The 14,264-nt window shown below is 62.0% G+C and carries 13 protein-coding genes, 1 tRNA gene and 1 pseudogene; 5 read left to right on the top strand and 10 right to left on the bottom strand.

Translation table 11 applies throughout. The features are described 5' to 3' along the window. The first annotated feature begins 244 nt into the window (after positions 1-244). Entirely contained in the window at positions 245-1,426 is a 1,182-nt protein-coding gene (locus MRBLSP13_RS10660) for a helix-turn-helix transcriptional regulator (protein ID WP_363735757.1), read from the top strand. A 20-nt stretch (positions 1,427-1,446) separates the two neighbouring features. On the opposite strand, the gene MRBLSP13_RS10655 is transcribed toward MRBLSP13_RS10660, so the two are convergent. Beyond that, positions 1,447-2,631, bottom strand: coding sequence for an acyl-CoA dehydrogenase family protein (locus MRBLSP13_RS10655; protein ID WP_363735758.1), 1,185 nt, complete (start codon positions 2,629-2,631; stop codon positions 1,447-1,449). Positions 2,632-2,849: 218 nt separating this feature from the next. On the opposite strand from MRBLSP13_RS10655, the gene MRBLSP13_RS10650 reads away from it, so the two are divergent. Then, positions 2,850-3,479 carry a TonB-dependent receptor plug domain-containing protein gene (locus tag MRBLSP13_RS10650; RefSeq protein WP_363735759.1) on the top strand — a complete coding sequence of 210 codons (630 nt, stop codon included), beginning with the start codon at positions 2,850-2,852 and terminating at the stop codon, positions 3,477-3,479. Positions 3,480-3,605: 126 nt separating this feature from the next. Then, positions 3,606-3,845, top strand: coding sequence for a hypothetical protein (locus MRBLSP13_RS10645; RefSeq protein WP_363735760.1), 240 nt, complete (start codon positions 3,606-3,608; stop codon positions 3,843-3,845). Between the two features lie 6 nt (positions 3,846-3,851). On the opposite strand, the pseudogene MRBLSP13_RS10640 reads toward MRBLSP13_RS10645, so the two are convergent. The 4 genes and pseudogenes from MRBLSP13_RS10640 to MRBLSP13_RS10625 form a co-directional block, all read right to left on the bottom strand. Beyond that, positions 3,852-4,483: pseudogene (locus tag MRBLSP13_RS10640) on the bottom strand (tyrosine-type recombinase/integrase). Positions 4,484-4,636: 153 nt separating this feature from the next. Continuing rightward, positions 4,637-5,263 carry a peptide chain release factor H gene (gene prfH / locus MRBLSP13_RS10635; RefSeq protein ID WP_363735761.1) on the bottom strand — a complete coding sequence of 209 codons (627 nt, stop codon included), beginning with the start codon at positions 5,261-5,263 and terminating at the stop codon, positions 4,637-4,639. Beyond that, entirely contained in the window at positions 5,260-6,369 is a 1,110-nt protein-coding gene (locus tag MRBLSP13_RS10630) for an RNA ligase RtcB family protein (protein ID WP_363735762.1), read from the bottom strand. Before MRBLSP13_RS10630 ends, prfH begins: the two co-directional genes overlap by 4 nt. Beyond that, positions 6,366-6,869: a hypothetical protein gene (locus tag MRBLSP13_RS10625; RefSeq protein ID WP_363735763.1), complete on the bottom strand. Its 504-nt coding sequence runs from the start codon at positions 6,867-6,869 to the stop codon at positions 6,366-6,368. The genes MRBLSP13_RS10630 and MRBLSP13_RS10625 overlap by 4 nt, the downstream gene beginning before the upstream one ends. Between MRBLSP13_RS10625 and MRBLSP13_RS10620 the strand changes: the two genes are divergently transcribed. After that, positions 6,868-7,017 carry a hypothetical protein gene (locus tag MRBLSP13_RS10620; RefSeq protein WP_363754412.1) on the top strand — a complete coding sequence of 50 codons (150 nt, stop codon included), beginning with the start codon at positions 6,868-6,870 and terminating at the stop codon, positions 7,015-7,017. The genes MRBLSP13_RS10625 and MRBLSP13_RS10620 overlap by 2 nt on opposite strands. 181 nt (positions 7,018-7,198) lie before the next feature. On the opposite strand, the gene rtcA is transcribed toward MRBLSP13_RS10620, so the two are convergent. The 5 genes from rtcA to MRBLSP13_RS10595 all read right to left on the bottom strand — a co-directional run bounded on the left by rtcA (position 7,199) and on the right by MRBLSP13_RS10595 (position 12,400). Beyond that, positions 7,199-8,212: an RNA 3'-terminal phosphate cyclase gene (gene rtcA / locus MRBLSP13_RS10615; RefSeq protein WP_363735765.1), complete on the bottom strand. Its 1,014-nt coding sequence runs from the start codon at positions 8,210-8,212 to the stop codon at positions 7,199-7,201. Continuing rightward, positions 8,209-9,018: a nucleotidyltransferase domain-containing protein gene (locus tag MRBLSP13_RS10610; protein ID WP_363754410.1), complete on the bottom strand. Its 810-nt coding sequence runs from the start codon at positions 9,016-9,018 to the stop codon at positions 8,209-8,211. The genes rtcA and MRBLSP13_RS10610 overlap by 4 nt, the downstream gene beginning before the upstream one ends. A 24-nt stretch (positions 9,019-9,042) precedes the next feature. After that, positions 9,043-10,200: an RtcB family protein gene (locus tag MRBLSP13_RS10605; protein WP_363754408.1), complete on the bottom strand. Its 1,158-nt coding sequence runs from the start codon at positions 10,198-10,200 to the stop codon at positions 9,043-9,045. 558 nt (positions 10,201-10,758) lie between these two features. Continuing rightward, a complete protein-coding gene (locus MRBLSP13_RS10600; RefSeq protein WP_363754406.1) occupies positions 10,759-12,306 on the bottom strand; it encodes an RNA-binding protein in 1,548 nt (515 codons plus the stop codon). A 16-nt stretch (positions 12,307-12,322) separates the two neighbouring features. After that, a tRNA-Pro gene (locus MRBLSP13_RS10595) sits at positions 12,323-12,400 on the bottom strand. A 246-nt stretch (positions 12,401-12,646) separates the two neighbouring features. Here MRBLSP13_RS10595 and rtcR point away from each other — a divergent pair. Continuing rightward, positions 12,647-14,248, top strand: a complete 1,602-nt coding sequence (rtcR, locus tag MRBLSP13_RS10590) for an RNA repair transcriptional activator RtcR (protein ID WP_363735769.1) — start codon at positions 12,647-12,649, stop codon at positions 14,246-14,248. Positions 14,249-14,264: the final 16 nt, after the last annotated feature.

Genomic DNA, 14,264 nt, shown 5'->3' with positions numbered 1-14,264 from the left:
CTCCAGCGCGAAGCCTCAATATGAGCCAGCGCCTTGGCTTCATCGTGAAAGATCGGGTCTGTGATGTTCGTTGCCATACAAATGGTATGGCTCAATCACGCTGCTAAGTAAAGTATATAATTGCCGATCGGTTTGGCTGGGGCGCAAGCCAGAAATTATTGATCGCCACCCGGCGAAGCCGTATCGTTCACGCGGAGAAAGAAGGCGACCCGTGGTACAGCGGGCATGCCAGCCAGGAGGAAACATGGCCGAGGCCAGAGACATGCTCGCAAAGATGGATGGCCTGCTGACGACGCTCTACGACGACATTTACGCCGACACGCCATGGACCAAGGCGCAGGAGCTTCTCCGGGTTCGCATGCAGGCAAACAGCGTGTGCCTCCGCATGGTGCAGACGGCCAGCCGGCACCGCGAGCATCTCTTCGCCGCGGGCCCCCTCGTCAACCAGCACACGATCGCCGAATGGGAGAACTGGGCCAATGGCGAGCTGGGCCCAGTGCCGCTCAAGCCCGGCGAGCATTGCGTCGTCGACTGGTCGAACCAAAATCTCGATCCAGCTCTCGCCGACATGCTGAGCCGGTTCGGCACCCGCAGCATGCTGACCATGTGCATCGATAAGTTCGGCGGGATGGAATATTACCTCAACTGCGACCGCGGCTCGACCGCACCGGAGTTCGACACGCAGGACATCGCCTTCTTCCGCATGGCGGGCGGGCATTTCGGCCGCGCGCTGGGACTGCGGCGAAAGCTGGCGACCTATCATGCGTTGAGTCAGTTCAAGTCGCAGGCGCTGGACAGACTGTCGACGGCGATATTCATGATAACGCCGTTGGGCGAGTTCCACGCGCTTAACGAGTCGGCCCAACGCCACGTCGCGGCCGGCGATTTCTTTTTCGCGCGTGACCGGAACCTGCATCTTCATGACCAATATGCCGATCGCAAGCTGCAGGAGTCGATCCGCTCGCTCATCAGGGCCGATGGCGAGCCCAGCTCCCGGATATTGTCCGTCTCGGCGCCGGAAACGGACCGCAAGCTGGACCTCTTGATCGTGGCGATGCCGACACACTCCCTGCTCACCGACAAGAGCGAGACGTGTGCGCTGCTGTTCGTCAGGGACGATATCTGGCTGCGATACGAGGATGTCTCCCTGCTGCAGACCTTGTTCTCTCTGACGCCGACCGAGGCGAAGATCACCATCGACCTCGCCAATGGCCGGAGGATCGATCAGATCAGCACGATGCTCGACATCAGCAAGCATACCGTGCGCGCGCATCTGCGCTCGATCTTCCAGAAGATGGGCATCAACCGGCAGGCGGATGTGGTGCATGTCCTGTCGAACAGCGTGATCCCGCTGGGACGCCGGTCGCCCGCCTTTGCCGCTGGGGGGTGCGGCGGCAAACCAAGGTTGCGTTCCTCGCCCGGCTGAATGGCGCTGGTCGAGCAGCCTCACACGAAGATGTCGTATGGCTCCCCGCCGAGGAGCAGGTCGCCGAAGATCCGCCCGTAGTTGCGATGCTGCGCGGCGGCGTGCTGGCGGCCGGTCAGCATGTTGCGATAGATGCGGCCCATGTTCGACTTGTCGTAGACGCCGCCGCCGCCGGAAAGGGTCAGCATGGCCTCGGCAAGCTTGACGCTGCGGTCGGCGACGCTGGCGCTCTGGAAACGCATCATATGGCGCATCTCGATCGGCGGCATCTCGTTGCGCTCGGCATAGTCGAGCATGATCTCGAAATTGGCGAACATCGACTTCTTCATCTCGTCGATACCGGCCACCGCCGATGCCACCGCGAACTGCGCGTCGGGGTCCTTGGCCGTCTCGCTGCCCATGAACACCTTGTCCTTGGCATAGGCGGTGAACAGATCGACCATGTGCTGCAGCGCGCCGATCTGGCCGCTGGTGATCGCGCGCATGAAGATGAGCTGGTGCGGCATCGCGAACAGGGGATGATGGTTCACCGCCTTGCCGGGATTGTTGCCCGTGAAACCGTCGATGAACCGGTGGGTGCGGTATTCGGGCACGAACGCCCTGTCGACGACGATGTCCTGGCTACCCGTGGCCCTGAGCCCGGTGGTGCGCCAGCTATCGTCGATCTTGGCGTCCTTGCGCGGCAGCAGGAAGGAGCGATAGTCGCTCGGATCGCCGTTGACGAAGCCGCCGAGGAACGTCCAGTCGCAATGGTCGCAGCCGCTCGAATAGGACCAGCGGCCAGAGAACTCGTAGCCGCCTTCGACCGGTGTCGCCTTGCCGCCGGGCATGTAGGGCGAAGCGACGAGCACGGACGTGTCCTGTCCCCATACGTCCTGCGCGGCGCGATCCTCCATCAACCCGATATGAAGGCTGTGGACGCTCAGGATCCCATAAATCCAGGCGACGGACATATCGCCCTCCGCCAGAGCGATCTGCACTTCGGCCAGGGCGCGCTGGCCCAACTCGTATCCGCCCCAGCGCTTGGGCTGGAGGACGCGGAACAGGCCCGCCTCCTTCATTCTGCGAACGGTATCGGAATTGACAACACGGTTCGCCTCGCCCTCCACCGCACGTTCGCGCAACAGCGGGATCAGCGCGCGCGCGCGCGCCACGATCTCCTGTTCATCGACAATGATATCCTGCACATCGAACCGGGACGCCATGGAGCTCTCCTTATTCGGGCATTTGCCCGGTGTTCCCCTTGGATATGGACGGAGAGAAAGGCGTACATCGTCAAAATCAACTATGACGGAACTTGCGTGTTCGGCAGGACCATTTTGCATGTCATCGCGTCGATGCCCGTCTAGTTTGTTCGGGGTATGCGCCGCGACCGCTGGAAAGGCCATCTAAGCGCCGGAACAGATCTTGATGGGAGGGACATGTGGTCAAGCCGCTTCAAAAGGGAATTTCATATGGCTTCGGCGGGATCGCCGTCTTGCTCGCGACCACGGGCCTGGGCGCCGGCGGCGCCGCTGCGGCGCCGCAGACGGACGGAAAGAGCGCCGCCATGCCGGTGGACGATATTGTCGTCACCGCGCGCCGCAAGGAAGAGCGGATCGACAAGGTTCCGGTCTCGGTCAGCGTCGTCAGCTCGGACGTGATCCGGCGGCAGAACCTGACGAGCGTGCAGGATGTCCAGTATCTTGCGCCGTCGCTCAACGTCAGCACCAACACTGCGCGCAGTTCCAACAACTACACGCTGCGCGGTCAAGGCACGACCTACGGCACCGATCCCTCCGTTGTGGCCTATTTCGCGGAGGTGCCGGTGCCCGGCAACGGCAACGGTGCGCTGTTCGACATGGGCAGCGTCCAGGTACTGAACGGTCCGCAGGGCACCCTGTTCGGCCGCAACTCGGTGGGCGGCGCCATCCTCTTTTCGCCTGCCCGCCCGACCAACGAACCGGGCGGCTATGCTCGCGTGGGATATGGAAATTACAGCAATTTCCAGCAGGAGGCGGTCGCCAACGTCCCGCTGATGGACGACAAGCTACTGCTCCGTGCCGGCATCTGACACCGCACCCGCGACGGCTTCACCCGGGAAACCGCGACCGGCCGCGACTATGACAATATCAACGCCACTGCGGGCCGCGTCTCACTTCTCTTCAAGCCCGGCGGCGGGATCGAGAACCTCTTCATCTTGAACTTCAGCGAGAACCGCGAGCATGGCACGGGAACCGTCATCTCGCGCGTCAATCCCGACGGGCTGGCGGCATTCCTCTTCCCGACCTTGCCTGCCATCGCCGCGCAGCAGGCTGTGCTGGGTCCCCGGCACACCGCGCAGACGCCGGGCGTGAGCGACCATCAGCGGATGCTTCAGCTCATCAACACGACGACGATCCCCGTGACCGACTGGCTCCTCGCAGCGACAAGGAGCTAGGCGAGCTTAGATTTCTGTGCCCTCTGCGAGAGTTAAAGCATCCTCCACATCAACTCCGAGGTATCGGACGTGCTTTCGATCTTCGTGTGCCCAAGCAGAATCTGGACCGCGCGGAGATATCCAGTCGCCTTGTAGATGATCGATGCCTTGGTCCGCCGTAGAGAGTGGGTACCATAGTCCTCGCTGGGCAAGCCAATTCCCGTGACCCATTCATCGACCAGGCGGGCATATTGCCTTGTGCTGATGAGGGTTACGTGATCAGTGCGGCTGGGGAATGCAAAGTCCTCCAGGGATCCACACCGCAGTTCGAGCCATTTCAGCAGGCTTGCGCGAGCATCGTCCATCAGTTCAAACTGGACTGGTCTTCCGGTCTTTTGCTGAACGACTGTAGCACGCGTTCGAATTTTCCGATCGCAAACGATATCGCTGATCCTGATTTTCGCCAGATCGCAGCCGCGCAATTTGCTATCGATAGCTAGATCGAAGAGGGCTCGATCCCGAATGCGCCCATGCTGGTCGAGAAAGAAGCGGATCGCCCAAATCTGACGGGGCTTCAACGCCCGCTTCGCGCCGACCTTGCGTCCGGCGTTCCAAGATATTCGCTCCCGGGCGGCGGGATCAAATTCTGATAATCCCATGACACGTCTCCTAGGGCCATGATGGCAGGCATAACGATTCAAAATAGGCCAATCCTCCGCGGCCGATATAGACTCAACGCTTTCCCTCGAAATCTGATTTGCGAATCAGAAGAAGACTGATGCCGCTTCTGCGACACCAGCCTCCCCAATCGTCTATGACGTGCGTTTTGAAATAAATTGCGGACCAGAATAGACGCGCACAGGATTGCCGCGCTCCAGTTGTTTGTGAACAGCCCATTCTGCCTGTCGCCCTTTGGCTTGCGAATGGGCCCGCTGATCCTCGATCAACATCGCCAGCTTCAGTTTCGCCAGTTTCCGATTGGCGTGCTGGGATCGTTGTTCCTGGGCGGTGGCGACGAGGCCCGTGGGGCGATGCGTTGCACGCACAGCGCTGTCGGTCTTGTTCACATGCTGGCCGCCCGGGCCACTGGCCCGCATCGCTTGATAGTCGATATCCTCCTCTCGCAAATCGGCAATCGCATCGGCTTCTGGCGCGACGCTCACGCCGACGAACCAGTTGCGACGCTTGTGATGAGTGCGGAATCGGCTTTCCCCCTTCCACAAGATCGTGCCTACACGCCTGGATGCGAAGGCGCCTGCGCCTTCGCCCGATATTCGAAGCAGGAGCGAAGACGGCAGGCCATCATGGCTTTCGACCAGTTCGCAGGCAACGCCAGCCTCCTTTGCTTCCCGCGCGAAAGCCATGGCCAACTGGGAGACGACCCAGCGGCACTCCTCCGGCCCACTGCCGGAGGTCAGATGAAGGATGATGTCGCTCATGGGCGCCTCGTTTTATAACTGAGCAAGGGACGCAGAAGCGCGATCACTCGGATCAGGCCCGCATCGTGCAGATCGCCAATCACGCCGCCTATATCCTTGTACGCCTGAGGTGCCTCCTCGAAGATCAGTCGCCGATCTTCGCAGATCACCCGACTGCCAAGGTCCGTCCGCTCCAGTTCAGCCGGTCGATAGCGACGGGACAGGCGGGCATGGGCATCCTTGCGGCTCCATTTGCGCCCCGCACCATGGGCAAGGGAATGGAGCGCAACATCGGCGCGATCAGCCAACGGCTCGACCAAATAACTGAAATCCCCGCGCGAACCGGGGATCGCGACGAGGTCCCGATCGGCCGGTGCGGCACCCTTGCGATGCAGCCATCCGCCCTGATGGGGCGTGACGCTGTTGTGGCAGATATCGAGGACGCAACGCCCCTCGAACCCCAGCTTTTCCGCGAAACGCCCGGCGATGATCCGCCGGTTGAGCATGGCCCAGTTTAGGGCCTGATCATGCCGGACGAGATAGGCGAGACCGTCCGGCTGATTGGCTTTCAATCCGGCACTCCCATTCCTGGCCGCATGCGTGGTCAGGATCGCATGCCCCAGCCCACGAGATCCGCTGTGAACCATCATCCACAACCGGTCGCGACCAAGCCCTAGTTCGTCAAAGCGCGCGGAGTCAGCGACATCCTCGATCCGTTGCAACTCGACGAAATGGTTGCCGCCGCCGATGGTACCCAGCGATGGATCGGCCATGGTCGCTGGCAAATCGGCCGCAATGAGCGCTCCTTCGCTATCCCCCTCCCAAGGCGTGTCGAGATCATGCAGCTTCCGTTCCGCCACTCCCAGCTTGAACTTGCGCAGGGCTAGGTCGGTTTCCCATAAGGCCATGCCGCATCCAATGTCGCTGCCGACCAGATGCGGATAGATATGGGTTTCCGACCAGAAGGCTGCGCCGACCGCAATACCGTTGCCGGCATGGAGGTCAGGCAGGCCAACCACGCGCCGGATGCCGTCCAGCTTCGCCGTGGCATGGAGTTGATCAACGGCGAGAGGATCGAGGCGAGCAGGATCATTCGCAATGAGGGTAATGCAGGACTGTTGCATCATGCACCTCCCTTCAATGGAGCATTGGTTTGGCACGCGCGATTGGCGGGCGGTAGCCTATGCCGAAGCTGGACATAGTCCTTCAAAAGCCCATCTTCAGGGTCCACGAAGAACGCGCGGCGCCGGAACCAGCGCCCTTCCCGTTCGAGCACCTCTCCCTCGAACATCCATTCGCCATGACGACCAATGGAGATGCGGGTGAGGACATAATCCTCCAGATGCTGGCGGACATGCATCTTCACCGTGCTACCGGTATCGAGGCCCGCGCAAATCTCGCTGAAGACCATATCCCAAGGCTTGCCACGCCTGCTGCGCAGGAAACGAACAAGCGGCGCAAGATTCTCGTTGAGGCTCTTGGTGTAAGGTGTCCCGATCTTGGCATGGCGCTTTAAGCCTATCTGCTTGATGCCCCGGGAGGCTTTTCCTTTCAGCTTTGCGGAACGTGCGTGACTCGCCCCCCAGCGCGGTCGCTCCACGATGGTCTTGAACATGTCAGCGCGCATGATCGACCTCCTTCCCGTTGGGCAAGGAAGCGGAAACGCTGATGTCGAAATGATTGAAGTTGATCTGGCCCGCGCGGCGCGGGTCAGCAATATGCGTCAGGTGAGCGAAGTCACCTGCAGGGAAATTGCCCATGCAATATCATCCTGAACATTCTGGATAAGAAGAATTTCTGGCTGGCTTGCAGGTGCTGCTCGCATGTCATTCTCCTTTCTACACTCAGGACCGGCCGGGATCGGCTGCGGGCTCAATAGTCGATTCATCATGACTTGGCAACGCGACAATATGCGCGGCCAGCCATGCTCCGCCTGACACGGAACTTGGCTGCACGTTATCGGACGGCCAGCAGATGCGTCCCACCATGTTGCTGGGCGAACCCAAGTCGCCGATCCAGAAAGCGCCCGATCACGTCAATGGCCGTCAGGCTGTGCTGGCTCGGCTTGACCGTGGTAAAGCTGCCCCCGCCCGCAAGGGCAAAGGGAAGGAGTAACTGATCCGCCAGATAGGGGCCGGCAAATGCACTGGATTCCAGGAAGCCAAGCATTCGCCCGACCGCCTTCTTTGCCACGCGTTCGGCCGGCACGCCCAACTGGCCGAATCCGCTAACGATCTCGGTCCCATGCTCGAACTGCGCTTCAAGCAACAGGATATTGCCGGGGCCCTGATCGTCCGGAAGCTCGCGAGCACATGCTTCCCGCTCCGACCAGCCGAGGTCGCGGCGCACGACATTGATTTCGCGCTCTGCAATCTCGAACGGTAGGCCAGCAAACAACGCCTGGCCGCTGACGCCCATCAGGGCTCCGCGCTCTAGGCAGTCGATCGGCCGCAGCGGCGCCGGGCTGATGTCGACCTCGATCCGGCCGCCACCGCGCGGGTAGAAGCCGTGACGGACAAGCCGAGCCTCCACCTTCGGCCCCATGCGATTGATGATCGGCAGGAAGCATTTCGCGATGAAGTCGAACGGCGGCGCCAGCATGTTGTGCGTGCCGCCCTCCAGCACCAGCCGCGACGGCGCATCGGCGAGCAGCAACGGCATCAGCACCGTCTGCAAGACAAGTCCCGTCGATCCTGCCGTGCCGACAGCAAAATGATATTCGCCCGGCACGACGCGGCCGGGCGTGAAGCTGAGCGCGGACGAACCGACATGAAGCCCCTCGCATTCGGCATTGCCGATGACGCACGCGGCTTCCACCGCAGTCACATGCTGGCGCATGAGCCCCGGTTTCGACCGTTTGGCGCGGACATTCTCGATGCGGACGGCCTTGCCGATAACGAGCGAAAGCGCGCACGCATTGCGCACGACCTGCCCGCCCCCTTCGCCTTCCGATCCGTCAATCGTGATCATGTGTCTACCAGTTCGAGAAAGAGGTGATCGGCTGCTGTGACGCCGTCGATATCCAGCCCCCTCTCTGGCAACTCGCCCGCACGCGCTAGTTCTTCGCGGATCAAGTCGTCCAGAGCAGGCACACGGGTTGCATTGCTCAGTTCATTGCTCTGCCGTTTGGCCTCGACCAGCTTCGCCACTTCATCCCGCATGCAGTCAGGCAGTGCGCTCAATTCGACAAGAGCCTGAAGATTCATCGGCGGACGCACATTCCCATTGAGCCTCATGCAACGGATCGCGAGTGCTGGACGAAGGGCATAGAAATACCGCTTCACCGGCACGTCTCCGTGATCCTCCAGCCAGCGTTCAGCCGCATTGCGGCCAAGGTTGGCATAATGATGGGCAAGACCCGGCGCATCCAACAGTTGGTCCGCCAACGCGGCCAGCGGGGCCACGGCCGAATGAACGGGTCGATAGCGGATCGGGCTTTCAATCCATTCGCTGACCACCGCGTTCGACTTGAGAAGGAGACCCAGCGCCTTGCGTATGTCCCATCCGTTCAGATCGATGTCGTCCTCGATCGGCGTCTCGATCACATCACGTCCCGGTTTCAGCGAAAGATACCATGCGCGCGGCCGCACATAGATGAAGCGCACGTCATAATCGCTGTCGGGCGAGGGGAAGCCCCATGCGCGTGAACCGGACTCGACCGCCAGCAAGATCCGCACATCATGCGCCTCTTCAATGGCGGTCAGCCGCGTCTCGATCTCGCGCCGAACGGCCAGGGCAATGCTCTGATTGGTGACGGTCTGCATGATGATTCTCATTTGGAAGCAGTGCGCGCCAAAGGTTCAGCCTTTGACGCACACCACCTGTTTCAACGTATGGACGATCTCCACCAGATCGGCCTGGGCGGCCATCACGGCTTCGATCGGCTTGTAGGCCTTGGGCGTTTCGTCGATGACGCTCTCATCCTTGCGGCACTCGACGCCCGCGGTATCGGCGATATGCTCGTCGAGCGAGACCAACTTTTTGGCCTGGGTCCGGGACATCACGCGTCCCGCGCCATGGCTGCAGCTCTCGAACGATTCCGCATTGCCGAGACCACGCACGATAAACGATTTCGCGCCCATCGAGCCCGGGATGATGCCCATCGTGCCCCTCGCCGCGCGCACCGCACCCTTGCGGGTCACGAGCACATTCTGGCCGAAATGGTTCTCCCGCGTCACATAGTTGTGATGGCAGTTCACCGCTTCGAGCTCGGCGTCGAAAGGCTTGGCGATCTGGCCGCGAAGCGCCCGGATCACATTGGTCATCATCATCCTGCGGTTCAGCGCCGCGAAGTCCTGCGCCCACTCGACCGCCTCGACATAGTCGTCGAAATGGTCGGTCCCTTCCGGGAAGTAGGCCAGATCCTCGTCGGGCAGGTTGATGAACCACTTACGCATGTCCTGCCTGGCCAGTTCGATGAAGAACGTGCCGATCGCATTCCCCACGCCGCGCGAACCCGAATGGAGCATGATCCACACGCGCTGCTCGGTATCGAGGCACAGCTCGATGAAGTGGTTGCCGGTCCCCAGCGTGCCCAGGTGGGTAAGCTGGTTCGTGTTCTTGAACCGCGGATATTTCGCCGTGATCCGGTCGAACCGTTCCACGAGCGTCGCCCAGGCGTCCACGATCTCAACCGGCGGTGCGCCCCACGAGCCATGATCGCGCTGGCCGCGACCGACCGAACGGCCGTGCGGCACCGCCTGCTCGATGGCCGAACGGATGCCCTCCAGATTGTCCGGCAGGTCGCTCGCCATCAGCGACGTGCGCGCCGCCATCATGCCGCAGCCAATGTCCACACCCACGGCCGCCGGGATCACCGCGCCCTTGGTCGGGATCACCGAACCAACGGTCGCGCCGATGCCGACATGTACGTCCGGCATGACCGCCACATGCTTGAACAGGAAGGGCATTCGCGCCGCTTTGCGGAGCTGCTCATGCGCCTTCTCGTCGACCGGCACGCCGCGCGTCCACAGCTTGACCGGCTTACCGCCTTCGACATGCTGAATATCGTAAGTCCTGCTCTCGGTCATTTCGACCTCCCTTATCTATTCATGGTGCCGGCGACGAGTTTTGGCGAGACATCCCGGAGCATCCTGGCCGGATTGCTCCGGAGCAGATTCGAACCGCTCGGCCTTTCGGCCTTACCCGTGTAGTCCCGCCGGCATTCGCCAGCTCAAATTTCGGTGCCATGGCGACGAGGTTTTGACAGACTTCTCTCCGTCCTTGCGGACGGTCCCTGTGCTACCGTTACACTACGGACCGATTGGGCGGTCCGGCGGGACTTGAACCCGCGACAACCACATTACCAATGTAGTCCTTCTCGGCATTCGCCGTGATAATTCAAAGCGGGTCGTGACGACGAGGTTCGGCAAGACGCGGCCCTTAAGCTACGTATCGGCGGCGGGGTTCGAACCCGCATCTCCCTTCGGCACAACTGCCTTCCGGGTGCTTTACTCGTCGGGCCTCGTGGTTTGGAGACATGTAGTCCTGCCAGCATTCGCCACGACCCTGTTCGTTCAGACCTCGACTTGTTCGACGATGCTCACCCAGTCGCGCGTTTCGCCGGAGACAAAGCGCGCAATCGTGTCGAACACCGCGTCGGAGAAGCCCCCGACATTCAGGATTTCCGGTCGCCCGGTTGCCTGCGTGGTGCCGTAGGGCGAGATGTCGATGCAGACGAGCTTGGCCTGCGGATTACGCTTCACCAGTTTCGTCCACTCCTGCATCGTCGCCGTCGAGCCGTTCCGCGTCGCATCGACCCAGGACTCATTGTCCGAGACGATGACGACCAGATCGACCGCCGCCTTCTCCTTGTTGAGGAGAGCGAGCGGCGCCGAGACGTTCGTTCCGCCACCACCGACCGCCGCCAGCTTCGCGGCATTCGCCGCGACCCGGTCGGAGGCCTTCAGCGTCACTGGCACGACCGCCTGCTCGAACGGGATGACCCGCGCTTCACGGTTGGAGCGCAGCATCGCCGCCGCGACCAGGGCGGCGACATCGATGCAGCGCACCTTGGACGACGCACCCTTGCGGTAGCCCGTCACCGGCGATTGCATCGACCCCGACACGTCGGGGCAGACGACCACGCGACCCGGCACCGTTGGCACGCCTCGGAGCGACAGCTCCAGCGCCTCCTCCAGCGCCGCCTGCACCTTGAGCGGCACGCCGTCACCGACCTGGCCCAGCGCCATCATCAGCTGATAGGGCATGGGCCGCACGGCGCGGAGCGCGTCGCGGTCGGTGAGCCGGGCCACTACCTGATCGGTGAGCCCCTCCACACCGAACGCACCATTGCGCGCCAGCGTGTTGAGATTCATCCGCAGCGCCTGCCAGCCCATGCGGCCGGCAAGCGCCGTCCACTGTTCCGCGCTCAGCGGATAAGCGGTCAGCCACTCGAACGGCACCTGCGGCAGCGGCAGCGTGCGATCCTGCTTCCAGGCTTCGAACGCGGCGATCTCGGCGGGTAGAGCGGCAACGTCATAGGGACGGCCGATCAGCCAGCCATAGAAAGCCTTGCGCTCCGCATCCGCGGGGCGCGGGTGGACCATCTTGACGATGTCCGCCAGGCTCGGCGCACTGCCGGTCGCAGCCTGCATCAGGTCGCGGATCGACGCCTGCTCCAGCCACCGCTGGACCAGCCGCTTCGGCCGCGTGCCGAGCGACGTCCGCCCGACCTGCCCCGAGCGCATGATCTGCACGAAGCTGCGCAACATGCGGCCGTTGTTCACGACCTTGCCAAAGACCCGGACCGCGAGGTCAGGATCCGCAACCGTCAGATAGGCCGCCAGCAAGGCCGGCATGTCCTTCATCGCACTGGACGTGCGGGCATAGATCGCGGCCTGCGCCACGAAAGTCGGATCGACCGCGCGGGCCGCATCCAGCACATCGGCAAGCTGCGTCTCCGCCGCACCGTAGAAATTGTCGGCCAGTGTACCGGTCGTTGCCAACTGGGCGAGCTTCGCCTTCGGCCCATAGGCGTAGGCCGGCGCGCCCTCCCGGTTCAGCGCGTCGGTGCGCGGCAACAGCTTCGCCACGGCGCTCGCAAAAAGTCCCTTGTTGGCCATCGTCCAACTCCTCATCTGGTCAGGGCGGCAGGATTTGAACCTGCGGCCTCCTGCTCCCAAGGCAGGCGCTCTGCGCAGACTGAGCTACGCCCTGTGAATTTCCGATCCTTGGGGCGGCCAGCCCATTCCGACCGCCCCAGTTCCGCCTGCCGACCGAGTAATCCGCCTCTGCCGACACAAATCCAGATTGCAGGAGGTGTGCCAATCCGCAGATTGAGACGAAGGAAAATGACATACCATTGATATATAGTAATTTATTTTCCGGCCTGGCGATACGCCTCGCTTGACGGCGATCAAATTTCATATCGCAAAGGATATATTTTTATCCTATAGTATAAGAATGAAACCTCTCACCGTCATCGGATTCCTGGGCTCGACGCTCGATGCAAGCAAATTCGGGCCTTCACGCTGGAACAAGTGGCGACCGACGGTCGCGCTCACGATGCACGAAGATTTGCGGGTCGATCGGTTGGTGCTGCTCCACGGCACCGCTCACCGGCGCCTTGCCGAATATGTTGCGGAGGATGTCGCCTCGGTCTCACCGGAGACCCAGGTTGACATGCGCGTGCTCGACTTCCGCGATCCGTGGGATTTTGAGGAAGTCTATGGAAAGCTGCTCGACTTCGCACGCGCGGAGCCGTTCGACCCGGACGAGCAGGACTATCTCCTCCACATCACCACTGGCACCCATGTCGCACAGATCTGCCTCTTCCTGCTGACCGAGGCCCGCTATTTGCCGGGGCGCCTGCTCCAGACCCAACCGGCCAAGCGCGCCGAGGATGGCGGAGCGCCCGGCCGCTGGAGCATCATCGACCTCGACCTGTCGCGCTATGACAGCATCGCCACCCGTTTTGCCGTTGCGAGCGCGGAGAGTACCTCATTCCTCAAATCCGGCATCGATACGCGCAACGCCGCCTTCAACTGCATGATCGACGAGATCGAGCAGGTCGCGCTGCGGTCCCGCGCGCCCGTACTGCTCATGGGGCCGACGGGCGCGGGCAAGAGCCAGCTTGCGCGGCGGATCTATGAGCTGAAGAAGGCCAAGCACCAGATCGCCGGCTCGTTCGTGGAAGTGAACTGCGCGACGCTGAAGGGCGATAGCGCGATGTCGGCACTGTTTGGCCACCGCAAGGGTGCCTTCACCGGCGCAGTCGCCGACCGGCCGGGCCTGCTTCGCTCTGCCGACAAGGGCATGTTGTTCCTCGACGAGATCGGCGAACTGGGCCTCGACGAGCAGGCGATGATCCTGCGCGCCATCGAGGACAAGCGCTTCCTCCCCGTCGGTGCGGACAAGGAGGTCGCGTCGGACTTCCAGCTGATCGCCGGCACCAACCGTGATCTGGGCGAAGCAGTGGCATCGGGTGCCTTCCGCGACGATCTGTACGCACGTCTCAACCTGTGGACTTTTCGCCTGCCCGGCCTCTCTGAGCGGCGCGAGGATATCGAGCCCAATCTCGACTATGAATTGGATCGGTTCGCCGAGCGCGAAGGCGATCAGGCCAGTTTCAACAAGGAAGCACGCCAGCGCTATCTGGCCTTCGCGACGTCCGGAGAGGCAAGCTGGCCGGGCAATTTCCGTGACCTTGCCGCTAGCGTGACGCGAATGGCGACGCTCAGCCCGAAAGGACGAATTGATGTGAACTGCGTCGACAAAGAAATCGAGCGGCTGCGGCGGCTATGGTCAGGTCAGGCTGATAACGCCGTAGACATTCTGCCCGAGATATTGAGCGACGAGCAGATTGTCGAACTCGACCTGTTCGATCGCGTCCAACTCGCCGAGACAATCCGGGTATGTCGCGCTAGCCGTTCGCTTTCGGAAGCAGGGCGAACCCTCTTCAGCGCCTCGCGCGCGCGCCGCAGCAGCTCGAATGATGCGGATCGCTTGCGAAAATATCTGGCACGGTTCGACTTAGAATGGTCGGTGGTGAACGACTTAAGATGACGACCCTTATAGGACG

Source organism: Sphingobium sp. LSP13-1-1.1 (genome assembly GCF_040676415.1).
Classification (GTDB): Bacteria; Pseudomonadota; Alphaproteobacteria; order Sphingomonadales; family Sphingomonadaceae; genus Sphingobium.
The sequence above is the reverse complement of the archived record's forward strand: the minus strand, read 5'-3'. Positions and strand labels throughout refer to the sequence as shown.